Origin of the sequence: Corallococcus sp. AB011P (genome assembly GCF_003611605.1) — a bacterium.
Lineage (GTDB): Bacteria > Myxococcota > Myxococcia > Myxococcales > Myxococcaceae > Corallococcus > Corallococcus coralloides.
The window spans coordinates 210,145-225,413 of sequence record NZ_RAVX01000005.1 but is presented as its reverse complement, the minus strand read 5'-3'; the positions used below and the strand labels follow the sequence as shown (position 1 = coordinate 225,413).

13 protein-coding genes and 1 tRNA gene are annotated in these 15,269 nt (G+C 70.0%); 10 read left to right on the top strand and 4 right to left on the bottom strand.

The features are described from left to right. Positions 1–6: 6 nt before the first annotated feature. A complete protein-coding gene (locus D7X30_RS16740) occupies positions 7–1,434 on the top strand; it encodes an OmpA family protein (protein ID WP_120563935.1) in 1,428 nt (475 codons plus the stop codon). 466 nt (positions 1,435–1,900) lie between these two features. Here the strand turns inward: D7X30_RS16740 and truD are convergent, their stop codons facing one another. From truD to D7X30_RS16725, 3 genes are read right to left on the bottom strand one after another with little or no spacing between them, the layout of a single operon-like run. Beyond that, positions 1,901–2,923 carry a tRNA pseudouridine(13) synthase TruD gene (truD, locus tag D7X30_RS16735; RefSeq protein ID WP_120563934.1) on the bottom strand — a complete coding sequence of 341 codons (1,023 nt, stop codon included), beginning with the start codon at positions 2,921–2,923 and terminating at the stop codon, positions 1,901–1,903. Then, positions 2,920–4,239, bottom strand: coding sequence for a DUF4388 domain-containing protein (locus D7X30_RS16730; protein ID WP_120563933.1), 1,320 nt, complete (start codon positions 4,237–4,239; stop codon positions 2,920–2,922). The genes truD and D7X30_RS16730 overlap by 4 nt, the downstream gene beginning before the upstream one ends. Positions 4,240–4,246: 7 nt before the next feature. Then, complete coding sequence (locus D7X30_RS16725; RefSeq protein WP_233591605.1) at positions 4,247–5,206, bottom strand: thioredoxin domain-containing protein; 960 nt, start codon at positions 5,204–5,206, stop codon at positions 4,247–4,249. A 103-nt stretch (positions 5,207–5,309) separates the two neighbouring features. Between D7X30_RS16725 and D7X30_RS16720 the strand changes: the two genes are divergently transcribed. Together D7X30_RS16720 and D7X30_RS16715 are read left to right on the top strand one after the other, a co-directional pair. Then, the gene (locus D7X30_RS16720; protein WP_120563931.1) at positions 5,310–6,371 is read left to right on the top strand and encodes an asparaginase; all 1,062 of its coding nucleotides are present in this window, start codon (positions 5,310–5,312) and stop codon (positions 6,369–6,371) included. A gap of 71 nt (positions 6,372–6,442) precedes the next feature. Further along, positions 6,443–7,354, top strand: a complete 912-nt coding sequence (locus D7X30_RS16715; RefSeq protein WP_120529987.1) for a GGDEF domain-containing protein — start codon at positions 6,443–6,445, stop codon at positions 7,352–7,354. Positions 7,355–7,458: 104 nt separating this feature from the next. Here the strand turns inward: D7X30_RS16715 and D7X30_RS16710 are convergent, their stop codons facing one another. Then, the gene (locus D7X30_RS16710) at positions 7,459–9,051 is read right to left on the bottom strand and encodes a HEAT repeat domain-containing protein (protein WP_199724358.1); all 1,593 of its coding nucleotides are present in this window, start codon (positions 9,049–9,051) and stop codon (positions 7,459–7,461) included. 135 nt (positions 9,052–9,186) lie between these two features. Here D7X30_RS16710 and rpsU point away from each other — a divergent pair, with 135 nt between their 5' ends. The 7 genes from rpsU to D7X30_RS16675 all read left to right on the top strand — a co-directional run bounded on the left by rpsU (position 9,187) and on the right by D7X30_RS16675 (position 15,235). After that, entirely contained in the window at positions 9,187–9,381 is a 195-nt protein-coding gene (gene rpsU, locus D7X30_RS16705; protein ID WP_014395136.1) for a 30S ribosomal protein S21, read from the top strand. Positions 9,382–9,492: 111 nt separating this feature from the next. After that, on the top strand, positions 9,493–9,951 hold the full coding sequence (locus D7X30_RS16700; RefSeq protein ID WP_120563930.1) for a GatB/YqeY domain-containing protein: 459 nt from the start codon (positions 9,493–9,495) through the stop codon (positions 9,949–9,951). A gap of 338 nt (positions 9,952–10,289) precedes the next feature. Continuing rightward, complete coding sequence (dnaG, locus tag D7X30_RS16695) at positions 10,290–12,131, top strand: DNA primase (protein WP_120563929.1); 1,842 nt, start codon at positions 10,290–10,292, stop codon at positions 12,129–12,131. A 90-nt stretch (positions 12,132–12,221) separates the two neighbouring features. Further along, a complete protein-coding gene (gene rpoD / locus D7X30_RS16690; protein WP_120563928.1) occupies positions 12,222–14,342 on the top strand; it encodes an RNA polymerase sigma factor RpoD in 2,121 nt (706 codons plus the stop codon). A gap of 95 nt (positions 14,343–14,437) precedes the next feature. Further along, positions 14,438–14,773, top strand: a complete 336-nt coding sequence (locus D7X30_RS16685) for an MGMT family protein (protein WP_120563927.1) — start codon at positions 14,438–14,440, stop codon at positions 14,771–14,773. Positions 14,774–14,802: 29 nt separating this feature from the next. After that, positions 14,803–14,875, top strand: a tRNA-Ile gene (locus D7X30_RS16680). Between the two features lie 156 nt (positions 14,876–15,031). Further along, positions 15,032–15,235, top strand: a complete 204-nt coding sequence (locus tag D7X30_RS16675; RefSeq protein ID WP_120563926.1) for a hypothetical protein — start codon at positions 15,032–15,034, stop codon at positions 15,233–15,235. The last annotated feature ends 34 nt before the right edge of the window (positions 15,236–15,269 follow it).

Here is a 15,269-nt window from a genome sequence, read left to right as displayed (position 1 = left end):
TCTCCGATGAAGCGTCTGTCCCAGTCCGCGCTTTTCACCCTGCTGCTCACCTCCCTCGCCTGCGTCAGCGGCAACAAGATCCGCGCTGACACGGAGGTGCTCACCGCCGACGTGGAGCGCGCCCGCCGTGGCGGTGCCCTGCGCTGCGCGCCCGCGGAGCTGGCCGCCGCGGAGGCCAACCTCGACTTCGCCCGCGGAGAGCTCAGCCAGGGCAACAGCTCGCGCGCCGCCCAGCACGTGCGCGACGCCGACACCGCGGTGAAGCGCGCCCTGGAGCTGTCCAAGAACTGCGGCCCGCGCCAGGTGCTGGTGCGCGACCGTCCTGAGACGCCGCAGGCGCAGCCGGAACAGCCTCAGCAGCCCACCCAGCCCCAGCAGCAGGTGGTGGTGAGCATCGAGGAGACGGACAGCGACGGCGACGGCGTGCTGGACAAGGACGACCCCTGCCCCGAGCAGGCCGAGGACGTGGACGGCTTCCAGGACCAGGACGGCTGCCCGGACCCGGACAACGACAACGACGGCGTGCTGGACACGCAGGACAAGTGCCCGCTCATCCCCGGCGTGGCGGAGAACAACGGCTGCCCGCCGGAGGCCCCCAAGGACCGCGACGGCGACGGCGTGCTGGACAACGCGGACAAGTGCCCGGACCAGCCCGAGGACAAGGACGGCTTCGAGGACGAGGACGGCTGCCCGGACCTGGACAACGACCTGGACGGCATCGTGGACGGCACGGACAAGTGCCCCAACGAGCCGGGTCCGCTGCAGAACCTGGGCTGCCCCATCGTGGACAAGGACGGGGACGGCATCAACGACGACAAGGACAAGTGCCCGGACGAGCCGGAGGACAAGGACGGCTACCAGGACGACGACGGCTGCCCGGACCTGGACAACGACAGCGACGGCGTGCCGGACGCGCAGGACAAGTGCCCGAACGAGTCCGGCCCGCAGGAGAACAGCGGCTGCCCGGATCCGGACCGCGACGGCGACGGCGTGGTGGACCGCCTGGACGCGTGCCCTGACGACCCGGGCGTGAAGGAGGAGCGCGGGTGCGCCAAGCAGTACAAGATGGTCATCGTCAAGAAGGACCGGATTGAGATCAAGAAGCAGATCCTCTTCGGCACCGGCTCCGCGAAGATCATCGGCAAGCAGAGCACCACCATCCTGGATGAGGTGGCGCAGGCGCTGAAGGACGCGCCGTGGATCCGCAAGATGCGCATCGAGGGCCACACCGACTCGATGGGCAACGACACGGCGAACCTGAAGCTGTCCCAGAAGCGCGCCGACGCGGTGATGGCGCAGCTGCTCAAGCGCGGCATCGACCCGGGCCGCATGGAGGCCGTGGGCTTCGGTGAGACGAAGCCCGTGGCGCCCAACAACACGAAGGCGGGCCGCGCGCTCAACCGCCGCACGGAGTTCAACGTCATCCGGCAGTGACGTGACGCCCCACCCCGCTCCGTCCAGGACGGAGCGGGACAAGCGGTTCCCTTCGCGCCTCCGCGGGCCTCACGCCCTGGGAGGCGTAGTCGTTTCCGGGCACGAAGCCGAGCCAGGTACAGCGGCCCCGCGTCCCGCCGCGGGCCGCCTCACGAAGCAGCGCCAGGGCGCAAGAGCGGCCCTCGCGCCCCTCCGCGCCGACACATCGCTAGCGCGCTCGTCAGCACGAGGCAGCCGCCCAGCGCCGCGCTCGCGCATGCTGGGGGCCGCGGCTGGCCTTGGGTAGCGAGTGCGGCACGGCGGTGGCGAAGCGCCGCTCCCGCACGTGCCGGGGCCTCAGCCGTCCTTGAGCGAGTGCGGCACGGCGGTGGCGAAACGCCGCTCCCGCACGTGCCGGGGCCTCAGCCGTCCTTGAGCGAGTGCGGCACGGCGGTGGCGAAACGCCGCTCCCGCACGTGCCGGGGCCTCAGCCGTCCTTGAGCAGCTCGTGCAGCACTTCGGTGGCGTAGGCGCCGCGCGGCAGCTCGAACGTGAGCAGCGCGTCCTCGCCATCCGCCGTGAGCTCCGCCGCGCCCAAGCGCACGCGGTACGGACGGCGTGTGCCTTCCGTCTCGTCGCCACCGCGCTGGAAGTCGCTCAGCGTGATGCCCGCGTCCGCGAGCAGCCGCGCCTCGAACTCCGCCACCTCGCCCTTCGAGGCGGTCATCTTCGGGCCGAACATCGGGCCCGCCGGGCTCACCTCGAACGCGGCGACGCGCGGGCCGTCGACGTCCGGCGCCTCGCACACGAAGAGGCCGCCCGTCTCCTCCTTGCGCAGCACGTCGCCCAGGAGCGCCGTGGCGAAGGTGCCCGCGGTGAGCCGCGCGGCCAGCGCCTGGTTGAAGAGGCGCGACTGGAAGGCGGACAGGTACAGCTTGCGCTGGAAGCGGTCCGGCCGCTTCGGCAGCCGCTGCCCCAGCAGCAGCATCCGGCCCAGGTCCGCGTTGTCCCCGGCCCTCCCGAAGCGCTGCTCCCCGAAGTAGTTGGGCACGCCCTGCGCGGCCAGCCGGGAGAAGGACTCCCGCGCCGCGCCCAGGTCCTGCACGCCGCGCAGCCGCAGCCGGAAGCGGTTTCCCTTCAGGTGCCCGGTGCGCAGCTTGTTGCCGTGCCGCTTCGCCTCCAGCACGCGCACACCGTCCAGCGCGAACTCCGGCACGCGCGCCTCCGCGTTCGCGGGCACGGACAGCCACTGCCGAGTCACCGCCTGCCGGTCCTTCATGCCGGCAGCGCCGATGTCATCCTCGCGCACGCCCAGCGCGGTCGCCAGCGCGCGCACCACCTCGCGCGTGTCCCGGCCGCGCTTCTCCACCCAGAGGTACAGGTGCGTGCCCTCGCCGGACGGCAGGTACGCGGGCAGCTCCTCCACCTCGAAGTCCTCGGGGGTGAGCTTGAACGCGCCGCCGCACCCGGGCACGCCCGCCGTCAGTCGCGGAAAGCCGGTGTCCGTCACGGCGCCTCGAGCGTGGCCAGGAGTTCTTTCACCCGGCGGGCCAGGTCCTCGTCCGCGCGCGACTCCAAGAGTTCCCCCGCCTGGAACAGCAGGAAGAACATCACGTCGCTCAGTGCCTGACGGAACGAGGCCAGCGGCTCGCTGCCCAGGTGGGCGCGGTGCTTGTCGAAGGCCTCCATCAACCGGCCCTCCGGCAGGCTCCCGTCCGCCGCGAACGCCAGCCCCTCCAGCACCGGCGACGACGACAGCGCCTGGTTGGACAGCGCCGCGTTGGCCGCCGCGATGAACTCGCGGTCCATGCCGGAGCGGGCCACCTCGTCGCGGATCTCCCGGAAGATGAAGTTGAAGACGCGCGCCACCGGCCGGGCATCCACCGGAGCCGCCGCGCGCACCGGCGGACGCACGCGCGGCGCGGCCGTCTTCTCCGGCGCCACGGCCGAGGCGGGAGCCCCCGCCGGCTTGTCCGTCAGCCCCGCGAAGCCGCCCTCCAGCAGGCGGAAGACGACCTTGGTGACGTCGAACTCGGACAGCCGCGCCGCGTGCCCCAACTCCAGCACCGTGCGCCGCCCGTCCAGCATGGTCAGCACGCGGTCCTCGTCCTCCTCCAGCTTGCCGTCGGACGGACGCTTGCGCGCCACGTACATGCGGCCGTGGGGGATGCGCTTCCGGAAGTGCGCCATCTCGTCGATCTTCCGGATGCTGTCCATCAGCAGGCTCTGCGTGGACAGCTGGAGCGAGTGGCCCGTCTTCTCGTCCAGCGGCTGGTCGATGAGGAAGAACGACCCCTCGCGGCACAGCACGATGGCGTGGAAGATCTCACTCACCTGGTGCGTGACGCACTTGAAGAGGTCGTGCGCCTGGAGCACGCCCTTCTCCACCAGCGCCCGGCCCAGCTTGGACGCCGACTGCTCGCGCAGCGCCGCCTCCACCTGCGCGCGGTCCGCGTAGCCCAGCCGCACCAGCACCTCGCCCAACCGGTCCGCGGGCTCCTCGGAGGTGGCGCCGCGCACCTCGCCCTCGCGCAGCGTGAGCGACCGCTCGCCGCCCGGCGTGTGCACGCGGATGACGCCGCTCCAGCGCGACTGGCTGAGGAACGCGATGAGGTCCGACAGGGGGAAGCCTCCCGCGTCCCCTGAAAGCACCACGCGCGGCGTGGGGATGGAGCCCCCTTCCGGCGGAGTGCGGGAGAACACCAGCAGGTCGGGCGCGGTGGGCATCAGCGCGTACGTCCCCGAGCGTCCCGCGAGTGCGGGGATGCCGGTGCGGTCCTCGGGGACCAGCTGCGCGGCGCCATCGATGCGGAAGCGTTGGCTCATCGAAGGGTCAGTCAGCGGCCCACGCGTTGTTGTTCGCGCGCCACTCCACCTCGTCCTCCATGCTGTGCTCGAGCTGCGCCTCCTGGAAGCCCAGCTCGTAGGCACGTCCATTGAAGAACACGGACGGGGTGCTGTTGATGGCCGCCCTGCGCCCCTGCGCGTGGAAGCCTTCGATTTCGTCCTTGTATTGATCCGTCTTCAACACGGCCGCCAGCTTGTCCCCGTCCAGGCCCACCGACTTCGCCAGCGCGGGCAGCGCCTCCGGCTTGAGGTTGTCCTGCTGGCCGAAGAGCGCGTCGTGCATCTGCCAGAACTTGCCCTGGTCGCGCGCCCACAGCACCGCCTGCGCGGCGGGGACGGCGTTGGCGTGCATGGAGAGCGGGAACGGCAGGTAGCAGAAGCGCACCTCGCTGGGGTGCTTCTTCGCGAAGCCCTCCAGGATGGGCCGGGCCTTGCCGCAGAAGGGGCACTCGAAGTCGGAGAACTCCGCCACCGTCACGGGCGCGTTGGCGTCGCCCTGGCACATGCGCGGATCCACCTTGAGCTGCACGCGCGGCTCGCGGAAGGACGCGTAGTACTTGGACAGCGTGACGATGACCTCGCTCGCGGGCCCGCCCTCCGCCACCATCCGGGCGGACAGCCGCGCCATCCGCTTCGCGTGCTTGCAGGACGTGTGCTGCTTGAGGCACGCGCCCAACGAGTGGGGGCAGCCGCAGTAGCAGAACTCGTCGCTGAACACCGTGGCCAGCTCGCGCCTGGCCGCGGGCGGCAGCGCGGAGAAGTCCATGCCCGGAATGCCCGTCAGCGCCTGCGCCGGATCCACCGGCGGCGCCTCCGCGGCGGGGCTCGGGGCCGGAGCGGCGGCCGGGGCCGGGGCCGGAGCGGCGGCCGCCGGGGCCTTGGGGGTGGCCGGAACTTCCGCGCTCTTGGCGCAGCCGACGACCATCAGGGTCGCCGCGGCCAGCACGGGAGCAACACGCTTCCATCGAGGGAGGAGCACGGCCCCGGGGTTTAGCCACGCGCGCCGGGCTTGTAAAGCAAGGCGGCCTTTGGCAGACGGCCCTTCGCCCATGCCCAGAGTCCTGATGTTGCACACGGGAGGCACGCTCGGAATGGCCGGTGGCCGGCCTTCCGCCCTGCGTCCCGCGGCCTTCTTCCAGACGCTCCGCAAGCGAGCCCCGGAGCTGTTCCAGCTGGCCGACATCGAACTGGAGCTGTTCTCCAACCTGGACAGTTCGGAGATGCAGCCGGAGCTCTGGAGCCGGATGGCCGCCCACCTCCACCGTCGACTGCCGGACTTCGACGGGGCGGTGGTGACCCATGGAACGGACACGCTCGCCTTCACGGCCAGTGCACTGTCGTTCATGTTGCGAAACCCGCCCTGCCCGGTGGTGCTGACGGGCTCGCAGCGGCCCCTGGGAGAAATCCGCTCGGACGCGCGGCTGAACCTCATCGACGCGGTGCTCTCCGCGCTCCAGGGTCCGCGCGAGGTGACCATCTGCTTCGACTCGCACCTGTACCGGGGCAACCGCACGCGCAAGGTGAAGGTGGCGGAGTACGACGCCTTTGAGAGTCCCAACTTCCCGGTGCTGGGCACGCTGGGCGTGGACGCCACCTTCGAGAAGGGCCTCCCGTCCCGGGGTCCCTTCCGGCTCCACGAGAAGCTGGATCCGCGCGTCTTCCTCCTGAAGGTGTACCCGGGGCTGGACCCGGCCCTGCCCCTGCAACTCCTTCCGCACGTGAAGGGGCTGGTGGTGGAGGCGTACGGGGCGGGCAACGTGCCCATCGCGCCGGAGCTGGGCCGCTCGCTCCTGCCGCTCTTCATCCAGGCGCGCGAGCGGGGCGTCCCGGTGCTGGTGGTGAGCCAGTCGTACCGCAACGGGGTGGACCTCACGCTCTACGAGTCCGGGGCCAAGGCACTGGCGGAAGGGGCGGTGGGGGGCGCGGACATGACCCCGTCCGCGGCGCTGGTGAAGCTGATGCAGGGGCTGGCGGAGCATCCCCGGGGGGGCGAGGCCCTCTCCCGCTTCCTCCGGACGCCCGTGGCCGGCGAGCTGTCCGTCGGGCGGCCGACAGTTCCGCCACCGGAGAAACCCAGGCGCCGGCCCGCGCGGGTGGGGCGGGTCGCCTGACACCGGGTGCATGAAAGGAGCGTGGGTGTGCTTGCCGCCGTGAAAAGGCGGCCCCTAAGATGGGAGGCGCGATGTCCGAGGAGAAAACTTCCGTCCATTCGATTTCGGACCTGCTGGGCAGCGCCCAGCAGCAGAGCGCGTATCTGATCGTCATCAGCGCCAAGTCCGCCGCCGGCATCGGGCGGATGTTCAAGCTGGACCGCTCGGAGGTGGTGCTGGGCCGCAGCTCGGAGGCCCAGTTCCAGGTCGAGGACGACGGCATCTCCCGCAAGCACGCGAAGGTGGTCGCCATTGGCGACGGCCGCTTCCAGCTCGTGGACCTGGGCAGCACCAACGGCACGTACCTGAACGGCCTGAAGGTGAGCGCGGCGCCGCTGTACGACGGCGACAAGATCCAGATCGGCTCCAACACGGTGCTGAAGTTCAGCATCCAGGACGCGCTGGAGGAGCAGTACCAGCGCAGCATCTACGAGTCCGCCACGCGCGACGGCCTCACCCGCGTCTACAACAAGAAGTACTTCATGGAGACGGTGCGCAAGGAGTTCGCGTACTGCCTGCGCCACCGCGTGCCGCTGTCGCTGGTGCTCTTCGACGTGGACCACTTCAAGCGCATCAACGACGTGTACGGCCACCCGGCCGGAGACTTCGTGCTGACGCGCATCGCGCAGCGGGTGGCGGACACGGTGCGCACCGAGGACCTGCTCGCGCGCTACGGCGGCGAGGAGTTCGCGCTGATGCTGCGCGAGTCCGCGGAGGACGCGGCCCTGGCGTGCGCGGAGCGCTGCCGTGTGGCGGTGGACCGCGCGGACTTCATCTTCAGCGGCACGCCCATCAAGGTGACCATCAGCCTGGGCGTGGCGACGCTGCTGGACTCGGACTTCTCCCAGCCGGAGGACCTCATCTCCGCCGCGGACAAGTACCTCTACCGGGCCAAGCACGCGGGCCGGAACCGCGTGGACGCCAAGGCCGTCAGCGGCCCGTGAGTGTCAGGAGGAAGGCCCTGAGCCAGGGGCCTTCCGCCTCCCGGATTCCCAAGCCGTCGGTGCGCGCAGCCTGAGCGGCCCCGGGCCGCTCGCGACGTCAGCGCTCAGCGTCCAAAACCCAGCCGCCGCAGCCCTTCCGCCGACACGTGCTTCACGTGCGTGTCCGCGTCGTGCGCCGCCGCCTCGCTCAGCGCCGCCACCGCGTGCGGCCCGCCCAGAGCGCTCAGCGTCCTCGCGGCCGCGATGCGCACGTCCGCCACCGGATCCCCGCGCAGGCGGTCCGCCAGGACGCGCACGTGCGCGGTGCGGCCCACGAACTCCAGCGCCCGCGCCGCCGCCGCGCGCACCACCGGGTGATCCGACTCCAGCAGGCCCGCCGCCTCGTCCCCGCGAGACGGCTGCCGGTAGGCGGACAGCACGTCCAGCGCGGCCACCACCACCTCCGGCGCGCCGTCCTCCAGCGCCTTCGCCGCCAGCGCCATCGCGTCGCCATTCCGGGGCAGCGCCCCCAGCGCGCGCACCGCGCCCGCGCGCACCGGAGTCACGTTCGACGAGAGGAAGGGCGCCAGCCGCCGCGTGGGGGGCGGGCCCTCCGTGCAGTCCCCCATGAGCGCCACCGCCTCCCCCTGCACCTCTGGAGTCCGGGCGTTGCGCCCCTCCGCCACGTCCCGCAGGAAGGCGAAGCACCCCTTCTCGCGGGCCATCGCGCCCAGCCACGGCCGGGCGGCCTCCGCGGACTCCGCGTCCTTCACTCCCTGGAGCGCCACGTCCCGCAGGGGCTTCCCGGAGGACTCCGCCAGGCCCCGCGCCGCCAGCTCCCGGACCCGGCCATCATCGTCTCCCAGCGCCCCCTCCAGCTCCCGCTTCGCCAGCGGGCCGTAGCGGCGCAGGGTGGCCACCGCCGTGCGCCGGCGCTGCGCTTCCGCGGACGCAAGGTCCGGCCGCAGCGCGTCCAGTTCGCGCGAGTACACGGCGAAGAGCCGGTTGATGACCGCCTCGTCCGGGGGCTTCGCCTCGGTGAGGAGCAGCCGGCCCACGGACGCGTGCTGCCGCTCGGCGACAGCGGAGAGCAGCTCCGCCATCACCGCATCACCGGCGACGGGCCTGGACGCCACCGCGTCCAGCACCACGCGCGTCGCCGACCGGCCCTGGAAGGTGGCCAGGTGCAAGAGCGCCGGCAGCCGCACGGACGGCTCCTGCGAGTACATCTCCAGCGCCAGCGACTGCCGGACGGCGTCCCGCTTCGCCCACACCCGGGCGGCGGCGGAAGGCCCCCGGGCACCGGCCTCCCGCAGGAAGTCCGCCGTGGACCGGCCGGAATCAGCGGCGGCCCGGGCGGCGGTGAGGCAGGCCCCCAGGTCCTCGTCCGGCGGGGTGTCCATGATCCAGTCCGCCAGGGCCCGCCGCTCCGTCAGTCCCCGGCTCCGGGCCTCCGCCCGCACCGCGGCCCAGCGCACCCGCCAGCTGGAATCCTTGAGCGCCGAGGCCAGCGCCTTCTGCGCCTCCACCCCTCCCGTCCCCAGGGGCGCCACCCAGCTGTCCACCCGCCCCCCGGTGACGCAGACGCCACAGGTCCGCGCGCGCAGGGATGGATCCGCGACGTGGCGGCGGCAGGAGGCCCAGCACTCGGAAGCGGCCGTGCCAGCCCGGGAGGGGCTGGCCGCCAGCAGGAGGACCAGGAGGAGGAGGCGGGACACGCGCCGGACAGTCTAGCGCACGCGGCCCATCCTTTCCGTGCGGGTCTCCTTGCCTTTTCCGGCCCGCTGCGCCATACCCCCCGACTTTCTGAAGATTTACAGATTGCATCCAGCTAGGCGGAAGGAGGTGACTGCATGCCCGGTATTCGAGTGAAGGAAGGTGAGTCCATCGAAAGCGCTCTCAAGCGCTTCAAGAAGGCCACCGAGAAGGCCGGAATCCTTTCCGAGATCCGCAAGCGCGAGCACTACGAGAAGCCTTCCGTGAAGCGGAAGAAGAAGGCCCTCGCCGCCAAGAAGCGCGCTGTGAAGAAGGCCCGCAAGTCGTACTAGCAGGCCCGCAGTGAGGAGCCGGGGCTCCTTGAAGCAGTCAGGTGCCCTGGCTCCCGCCGTCCCATCCGCTGGCGCGGCGACCCTTTTTCCCCGCCCGTGAGGAATCCCGACATGACCACCCTGAAAGAGCGCCTGACCGCGGACCTGAAGGACGCGATGCGGGCCAAGGACGAGCTGACCCTGAGCGTGGTGCGCATGCTCAAGAGCGCCGTGAAGTACAAGGAGGTCGAGCCGGGCGCTAGCGAGCTGGACGACGCGGGCATCCTGCAGGTCATCGCCGGCCTCATCAAGCAGCGCCGCGACTCCATCGAGCAGTTCAAGGCCGGTGGCCGCCCGGAGCTGGCGGACAAGGAAGAGCAGGAGATCTCCGTCCTGCAGCGCTACCTGCCCAAGCAGCTCACCCCGGAAGAGCTCACCGCCGCCGTCCAGGCCTCCATCGCCGAGGTTGGCGCCAAGGGCCCCAAGGACATGGGCGCGGTCATGAAGAACGTGAACCCCAAGCTCCAGGGCAAGGCCGAAGGCAAGGCCATCTCCGAAGAAGTGAAGGCCCAGCTGGCGAAGCTGTCCTGAAGCACCTGTGATTCCAGGGGAAGGGGCGCCGGGAACGTCTCCCAGGTGCCCTCCCCACCCCGGGCTCGAAGCGGATTTTTTGATCCCTCGCCCGCTGGCCATTAAGCGCTGATCCTCAAGGCCTCTTCCGCCCGTCCCCCACCCCGGGAGGCGAGCGGGCAGCCTTCAGGAGTGCGCGCCGTGTCCCAACCCTCGTCCGTTTCCGCGCCCTGGCCGCGTCGGCCTGCCCTACCCGCCTGGGTGGAAGTCCCGGCGGGACGCGGCCCCGGGTGCGTCAGAGGGGGCCGTCAGGATGGCGGGCGGAAGGCCGCGCTCATGCGGATGGATGGAGGGGCGTCGTGATTCCGGAGCACAAGATCCAGGAGGTCCTCGACCGAGTGGACATCGTGTCGCTGGTGTCCCGTCACGTGGAGCTCAAGAAAGCCGGCCGTGAGTTCAAGGGCCGCTGCCCCTTCCACCAGGAGAAGACACCTTCGTTTTACGTCGTACCGGAGAAGCGCTTCTATTTCTGCCACGGCTGCCGGGCGAGCGGCGACGCGGTGTCCTTCATCCAGCGATACCTGGGCAAGACGTTCCAGGACGCCGTGCGAGACCTGGCCCAGGAAGTGGGCATCGACCTGGAGGCCGCGCAGGACCCCGGCCTCAAGGAGCGTCAGCAGGTCAAGGAGGCCACGGACTTCGCCGCGGAGCACTTCCGCGCCCAGCTCTGGCACGAGGACGAAGGCCGCGCCGCGCGCGCCTACCTGGCCAGCCGTGGCGTGTCGGAGGAAGTGGCCCAGGGCTTCGGCCTGGGGTGGGCGCCCGCGCAGTGGAGCCTCCTGGCGGACCGCTTCCAGAAGAACGGGATGATGGAGTGGGGCCTGAAGGCGGGGCTCATCACCAAGCGAAACAGCGGAGATGGCTGCATCGACTTCTTCCGCAGCCGCCTGATGGTGCCCATCCGCGCGCCGGAGGGGCGGCCCATCGCCTTCGGTGGCCGGCTGGTCGCGGCGGAGGACGGCCCCAAGTACCTCAACTCGCGCGAGTCCCGGCTCTACAACAAGAGCGAGACGCTCTTCGGCATGGACCAGGCGCGCGACGACATCCACAAGCGCAAGACGGCCGTGCTCGTGGAGGGGTACTTCGACTGCATCGGCCTGCACCAGGTGGGCGTGCGCAACGCGGTGGCCCTGTGCTCCACCAACCTCACCGCCGGACACCTCCAGGTGCTCAAGCGCGCGGAGGCCCGCGACCTGGTGCTGCTCCTGGACGGGGACTCCGCGGGCCTCGCCGCCGTGGAGCGACTGGCCGGTCCCCTGCTCGCCGCTGGCGCTCCCACCCGGGTGGCGCTCCTGCCGCAGGGGGATGACCCGGACGTCTTCGCCCGCCGCGAGGGCACCGACGGCGTGGAGCGTCTCCTGGAGGGCGCCCAGCCCCTCACCGCCTACCTCTTCGCCACCCTGCTCCCCATGGGCAAGCAGGCGAGCTTCGAGGAGAAGATGTCCGCCCTGGAGCGGCTCAGGCCCGTCACCTCCCAGGTGCCTCCGGGCCTCACGCGCTCGGCGCTCATCAGCGCGCTGGCGGGGCACTTCGGCTGGATGCCGGCGCAGATCGAGTCGTCCATCCAGTACAAGCCGCCCCCCACCCCCAAGCCCGCCGCCACCACCTCGTACCCCAACGCCGTCCCCGTCCAGGCCGTGCCCCGCCCGGTGCCCAAGCCCCAGGCGGAGCGCCCTCCGCCGGAGTCGGAAGCGCTCTATGTGGCCGCAATCCTTCGGGATTCCCGGCTGCTCGCCCGGGACACCTTCCGCGTGTGTGATGAGCTGTCCCACATGGGACTGCGGATGGTGTTGGCCCAGACGACGTCCGGGCAGGGGCTGGAGGAGGCGCTCTTCGAGGCGTCGGAGGTCGTCAAGCGGACGCTCCTGGAGGCCGGCCGCCGGCTCTCTCCCGCGGGAATGGAGCTCGAAACGGAGTTCATCCTCGCGTGCCGCGACATCATGAAGAAGCGCATTGACGAGCGGCTCGTTTATATAAAGCGAGCGACGGAACAGACGCAGGGGGCTTTTGATTTGACAGAGGAGACGCGGTTGCTCCTGTCAGAGCGCAAGGAGCTGCTGGCGCTCCGCAAGCGCGTCCTGGATGAGCTGACCCCTGCTTCCTCGGCAACGGGAACAAAGGGACCAATGCAACCGGTTTGAGTTCGCGTTTGTAAGAAAGCTCGACTTTGCGGTAGATCGGCCGGCTCGCCCAGGCCAAAGCACCTGATTTTCTTAAGGAGAAGTACCCGAATGCCGACGCAGAAGCCCCCCAAGGCATCCGTGAAGCCCACCAAGAAGAAGGTGGACCCGGTGATCCGCAAGAAGAAGGCCCCGGACAGCCCTGCGGCGAAGGTCACGAAGGCAGCGGAGCCCGAAGAGAAGGAGCTGCTGGCGAAGGACGCCCCCGCCGAGGCGCCCGAGAAGATCAAGAAGAAGAAGGGCGTCGCCGCCATGGCCGACGACGTGGACCCCGAGGAGGCCGCGGAGGAAGCCGCCGCCGCCGTCCAGGTGGACCCGGACGCCGTGGAAGACGACGTGGAGGAGGATCCCGTCGCCGAGCGCAAGGAAGTCAAGGACCTGCTGGCCGCGGGCCGCGAGAAGGGCTTCCTCACCTATGACGAGGTGAACGACGCCCTCCCCGCCGACATCGTGTCGTCCGATCAGATCGACGACGTGATGAGCATGTTCGGCGACAACGACATTGAGATCGTGGACGCGCAGAAGGCCGCGCAGTCCAACGAGATCAAGCCCACCGTCGCCGTCGAGGAAGAGAAGGAAGACCAGGACGAGGACGAGAAGGACGAGGACGACGAGCCGGGCGGCAAGTCCAACGATCCCGTCCGCCTCTACCTGCGCAAGATGGGCAGCGTCAGCCTCCTCACCCGCGAGGGCGAGGTGGAGATCGCCAAGCGCATCGAAGAGGGTGAGAAGGAAGTCCTGCGCGCGCTGCTCGCCTGCCGCGTCGCCGTGGCGGACATCCTGGACATCAGCAACCGCCTGAAGACGGGCAAGCTGCGCGTGCGCGACGTCATCAAGGACGCGCCCGAAGAGGCCCAGTCGGAGAACGCGGAAGAGCCCGCCGAGGAAGCAGCCGAGGGCGAGGCCCCCGCGCAGCTGGCGCAGAGCGAGCTCAACAAGATCGAGCAGATCTCCAAGCAGATCGAGCGCTTCCGCAAGTTCGCCAAGGACTGCGAGGTCCTGGAGGAGGAGCTCTCCGGGAAGAAGAAGCTCACGGAGGTGCGCAAGAAGGAGCTGAAGCAGGAGGTGAAGGACCTTCGGACCAAGATGATGGAGGTCCTGGAGGAGATGCGGCTGAACAAGAAGCAGGTGGACCGCATCGTCGTGAACCTCAAGGGCCTCATCGAGCGCGTGGAGAAGGCGGAGGAGGAGCTCGGGGACCTGGAGCGCCGCTACGGCGTGGTGATGAAGGACCTGCGCCCGCAGCTCAAGGAGTCGCGCGAGAACCCGAACATCGCCAAGAAGCTCCAGAAGCAGCTCAACTTCACGCCTGAGCAGCTGGAGGTCCTGGACCGCGACGTGCGCACGGCGGTGCGGAAGATCAAGCGCGTGGAGGAGGAAGCCAACCTCCCCGTGGACGCGCTCCGCCGCAACTACGACGCCATCCGCCTGGGCGAGAAGCGCGCCGAGCGCGCCAAGAGCGAGCTGGTGGAGGCGAACCTGCGCCTCGTGGTCTCCATCGCGAAGAAGTACACGAACCGCGGCCTGCAGTTCCTGGACCTCATCCAGGAGGGCAACATCGGCCTGATGAAGGCGGTGGACAAGTTCGAGTACAAGCGCGGCTACAAGTTCTCGACGTACGCCACCTGGTGGATCCGTCAGGCCATCACCCGCGCCATCGCGGACCAGGCCCGCACCATCCGCATCCCGGTGCACATGATCGAGACCATCAACAAGCTCATCCGCACGAGCCGCTACCTCGTGCAGGAGATTGGCCGCGAGCCGACGCCGGAGGAGATCGCGGAGAAGATGGAGCTGCCGCTCGACAAGGTGCGCAAGGTCCTGAAGATCGCCAAGGAGCCCATCTCCCTGGAGACGCCCATTGGCGAGGAAGAGGACAGCCACCTGGGCGACTTCATCGAGGACAAGAGCCTGGTGTCGCCCGCGGACGCGGTCATCAACATGAACCTGGCCGAGCAGACCCGGAAGGTGCTGGCCACGCTCACGCCGCGCGAGGAGAAGGTCCTGCGCATGCGCTTCGGCATTGGCGAGAAGAGCGACCACACGCTGGAAGAGGTGGGCCAGGACTTCGAGGTGACGCGCGAGCGCATCCGCCAGATTGAAGCCAAGGCGCTGCGCAAGCTGCGCCACCCCAGCCGCTCCAAGCGCCTGCGCTCCTTCGTGGAGAGCTGAGCCGCCGGAGTAGACTGACCGCTGGGCCAGAAGGCCTCCGTTCCCTCGAGTGGGACGGGGGCCTTCGTCGTTTCCGTCCCTGTGTGAGGTGCGCCATGGCCGCGAAGAAGCCCGCCGCAAAGCCCCTGCCCTTCTCCGACAGCGTGATGAAGCAGGTGCGCTCCATCCCCCGCGGCGAGGTGCGCTCCTACGCGCAGGTGGCCATCTACGCGGGCAGGCCGGGGGCGGCGCGGGGCGTGGGGCGGGAGCTGAAGCACCTGCCGGGGCAGGCCACGCAGGTGCCCTGGTGGCGGGTCATCCGTTCGGACGGGACGCTGGCGCCCCCGGTGGCGCACGAGCAGGCGAAGCGCCTGCGCGCGGAGGGCGTCACCGTGGACGAACGGGGGCAGGTGTTCCGTGTGGTGGTGAAGAAGGACGGCAAGGGCTTATAGTCAGCGCGCGTCTGGCGGCAGAGACATGAGGGCCCTTAGCTCAGCGGTTAGAGCTGTCGGCTCATAACCGATTGGTCCCTGGTTCGAATCCAGGAGGGCCCACCTCTCCTCAATGCCTCGCAGCGCCCCTCCGTCCAATCGATAGGGTTTTACCGGGAGTGTGTCAGCCCCTCCTGGCAGAAGTATCGCTCGCCGCGCTTCAGGGAACGCGTGGGCCATGGCGGCCCCGCGCCGGGAGGGCGGACGCGAAGGAACACCTTGTTCACCGGAGACACGCACCGCCATGGGGCGACGCTGGTCGCCGCGCTCGGCATTGGAATGGCTTCACTGGCCGGTTGTGGCAGCGACGGGGAATCGTCCACGTCCCCCGAGTCAGCTCAGCCGGTGGAACTGCACCACAGCGAGTCGGACCTCTACGCGTCCTCCGCGAAGTTGTGGCGCCCCATGACCATCCCCGTCTGATGGGATTATCCCCTCCTGAACCAGGGCGCCCAGC

Excerpts from the sequence above, each read along its gene's own strand:
- D7X30_RS16685 (WP_120563927.1), top strand. The coding sequence starts at position 14,438 with ATGGCCGCGAAGAAGCCCGCCGCAAAGCCCCTGCCCTTCTCCGACAGC.
- D7X30_RS16700 (WP_120563930.1), top strand. The coding sequence starts at position 9,493 with ATGACCACCCTGAAAGAGCGCCTGACCGCGGACCTGAAGGACGCGATG.
- D7X30_RS16740 (WP_120563935.1), top strand. The coding sequence starts at position 7 with ATGAAGCGTCTGTCCCAGTCCGCGCTTTTCACCCTGCTGCTCACCTCC.
- D7X30_RS16720 (WP_120563931.1), top strand. The coding sequence starts at position 5,310 with ATGCCCAGAGTCCTGATGTTGCACACGGGAGGCACGCTCGGAATGGCC.
- rpsU (WP_014395136.1), top strand. The coding sequence starts at position 9,187 with ATGCCCGGTATTCGAGTGAAGGAAGGTGAGTCCATCGAAAGCGCTCTC.
- rpoD (WP_120563928.1), top strand. The coding sequence starts at position 12,222 with ATGCCGACGCAGAAGCCCCCCAAGGCATCCGTGAAGCCCACCAAGAAG.
- D7X30_RS16730 (WP_120563933.1), bottom strand. The coding sequence starts at position 4,239 with ATGAGCCAACGCTTCCGCATCGATGGCGCCGCGCAGCTGGTCCCCGAG.
- D7X30_RS16715 (WP_120529987.1), top strand. The coding sequence starts at position 6,443 with ATGTCCGAGGAGAAAACTTCCGTCCATTCGATTTCGGACCTGCTGGGC.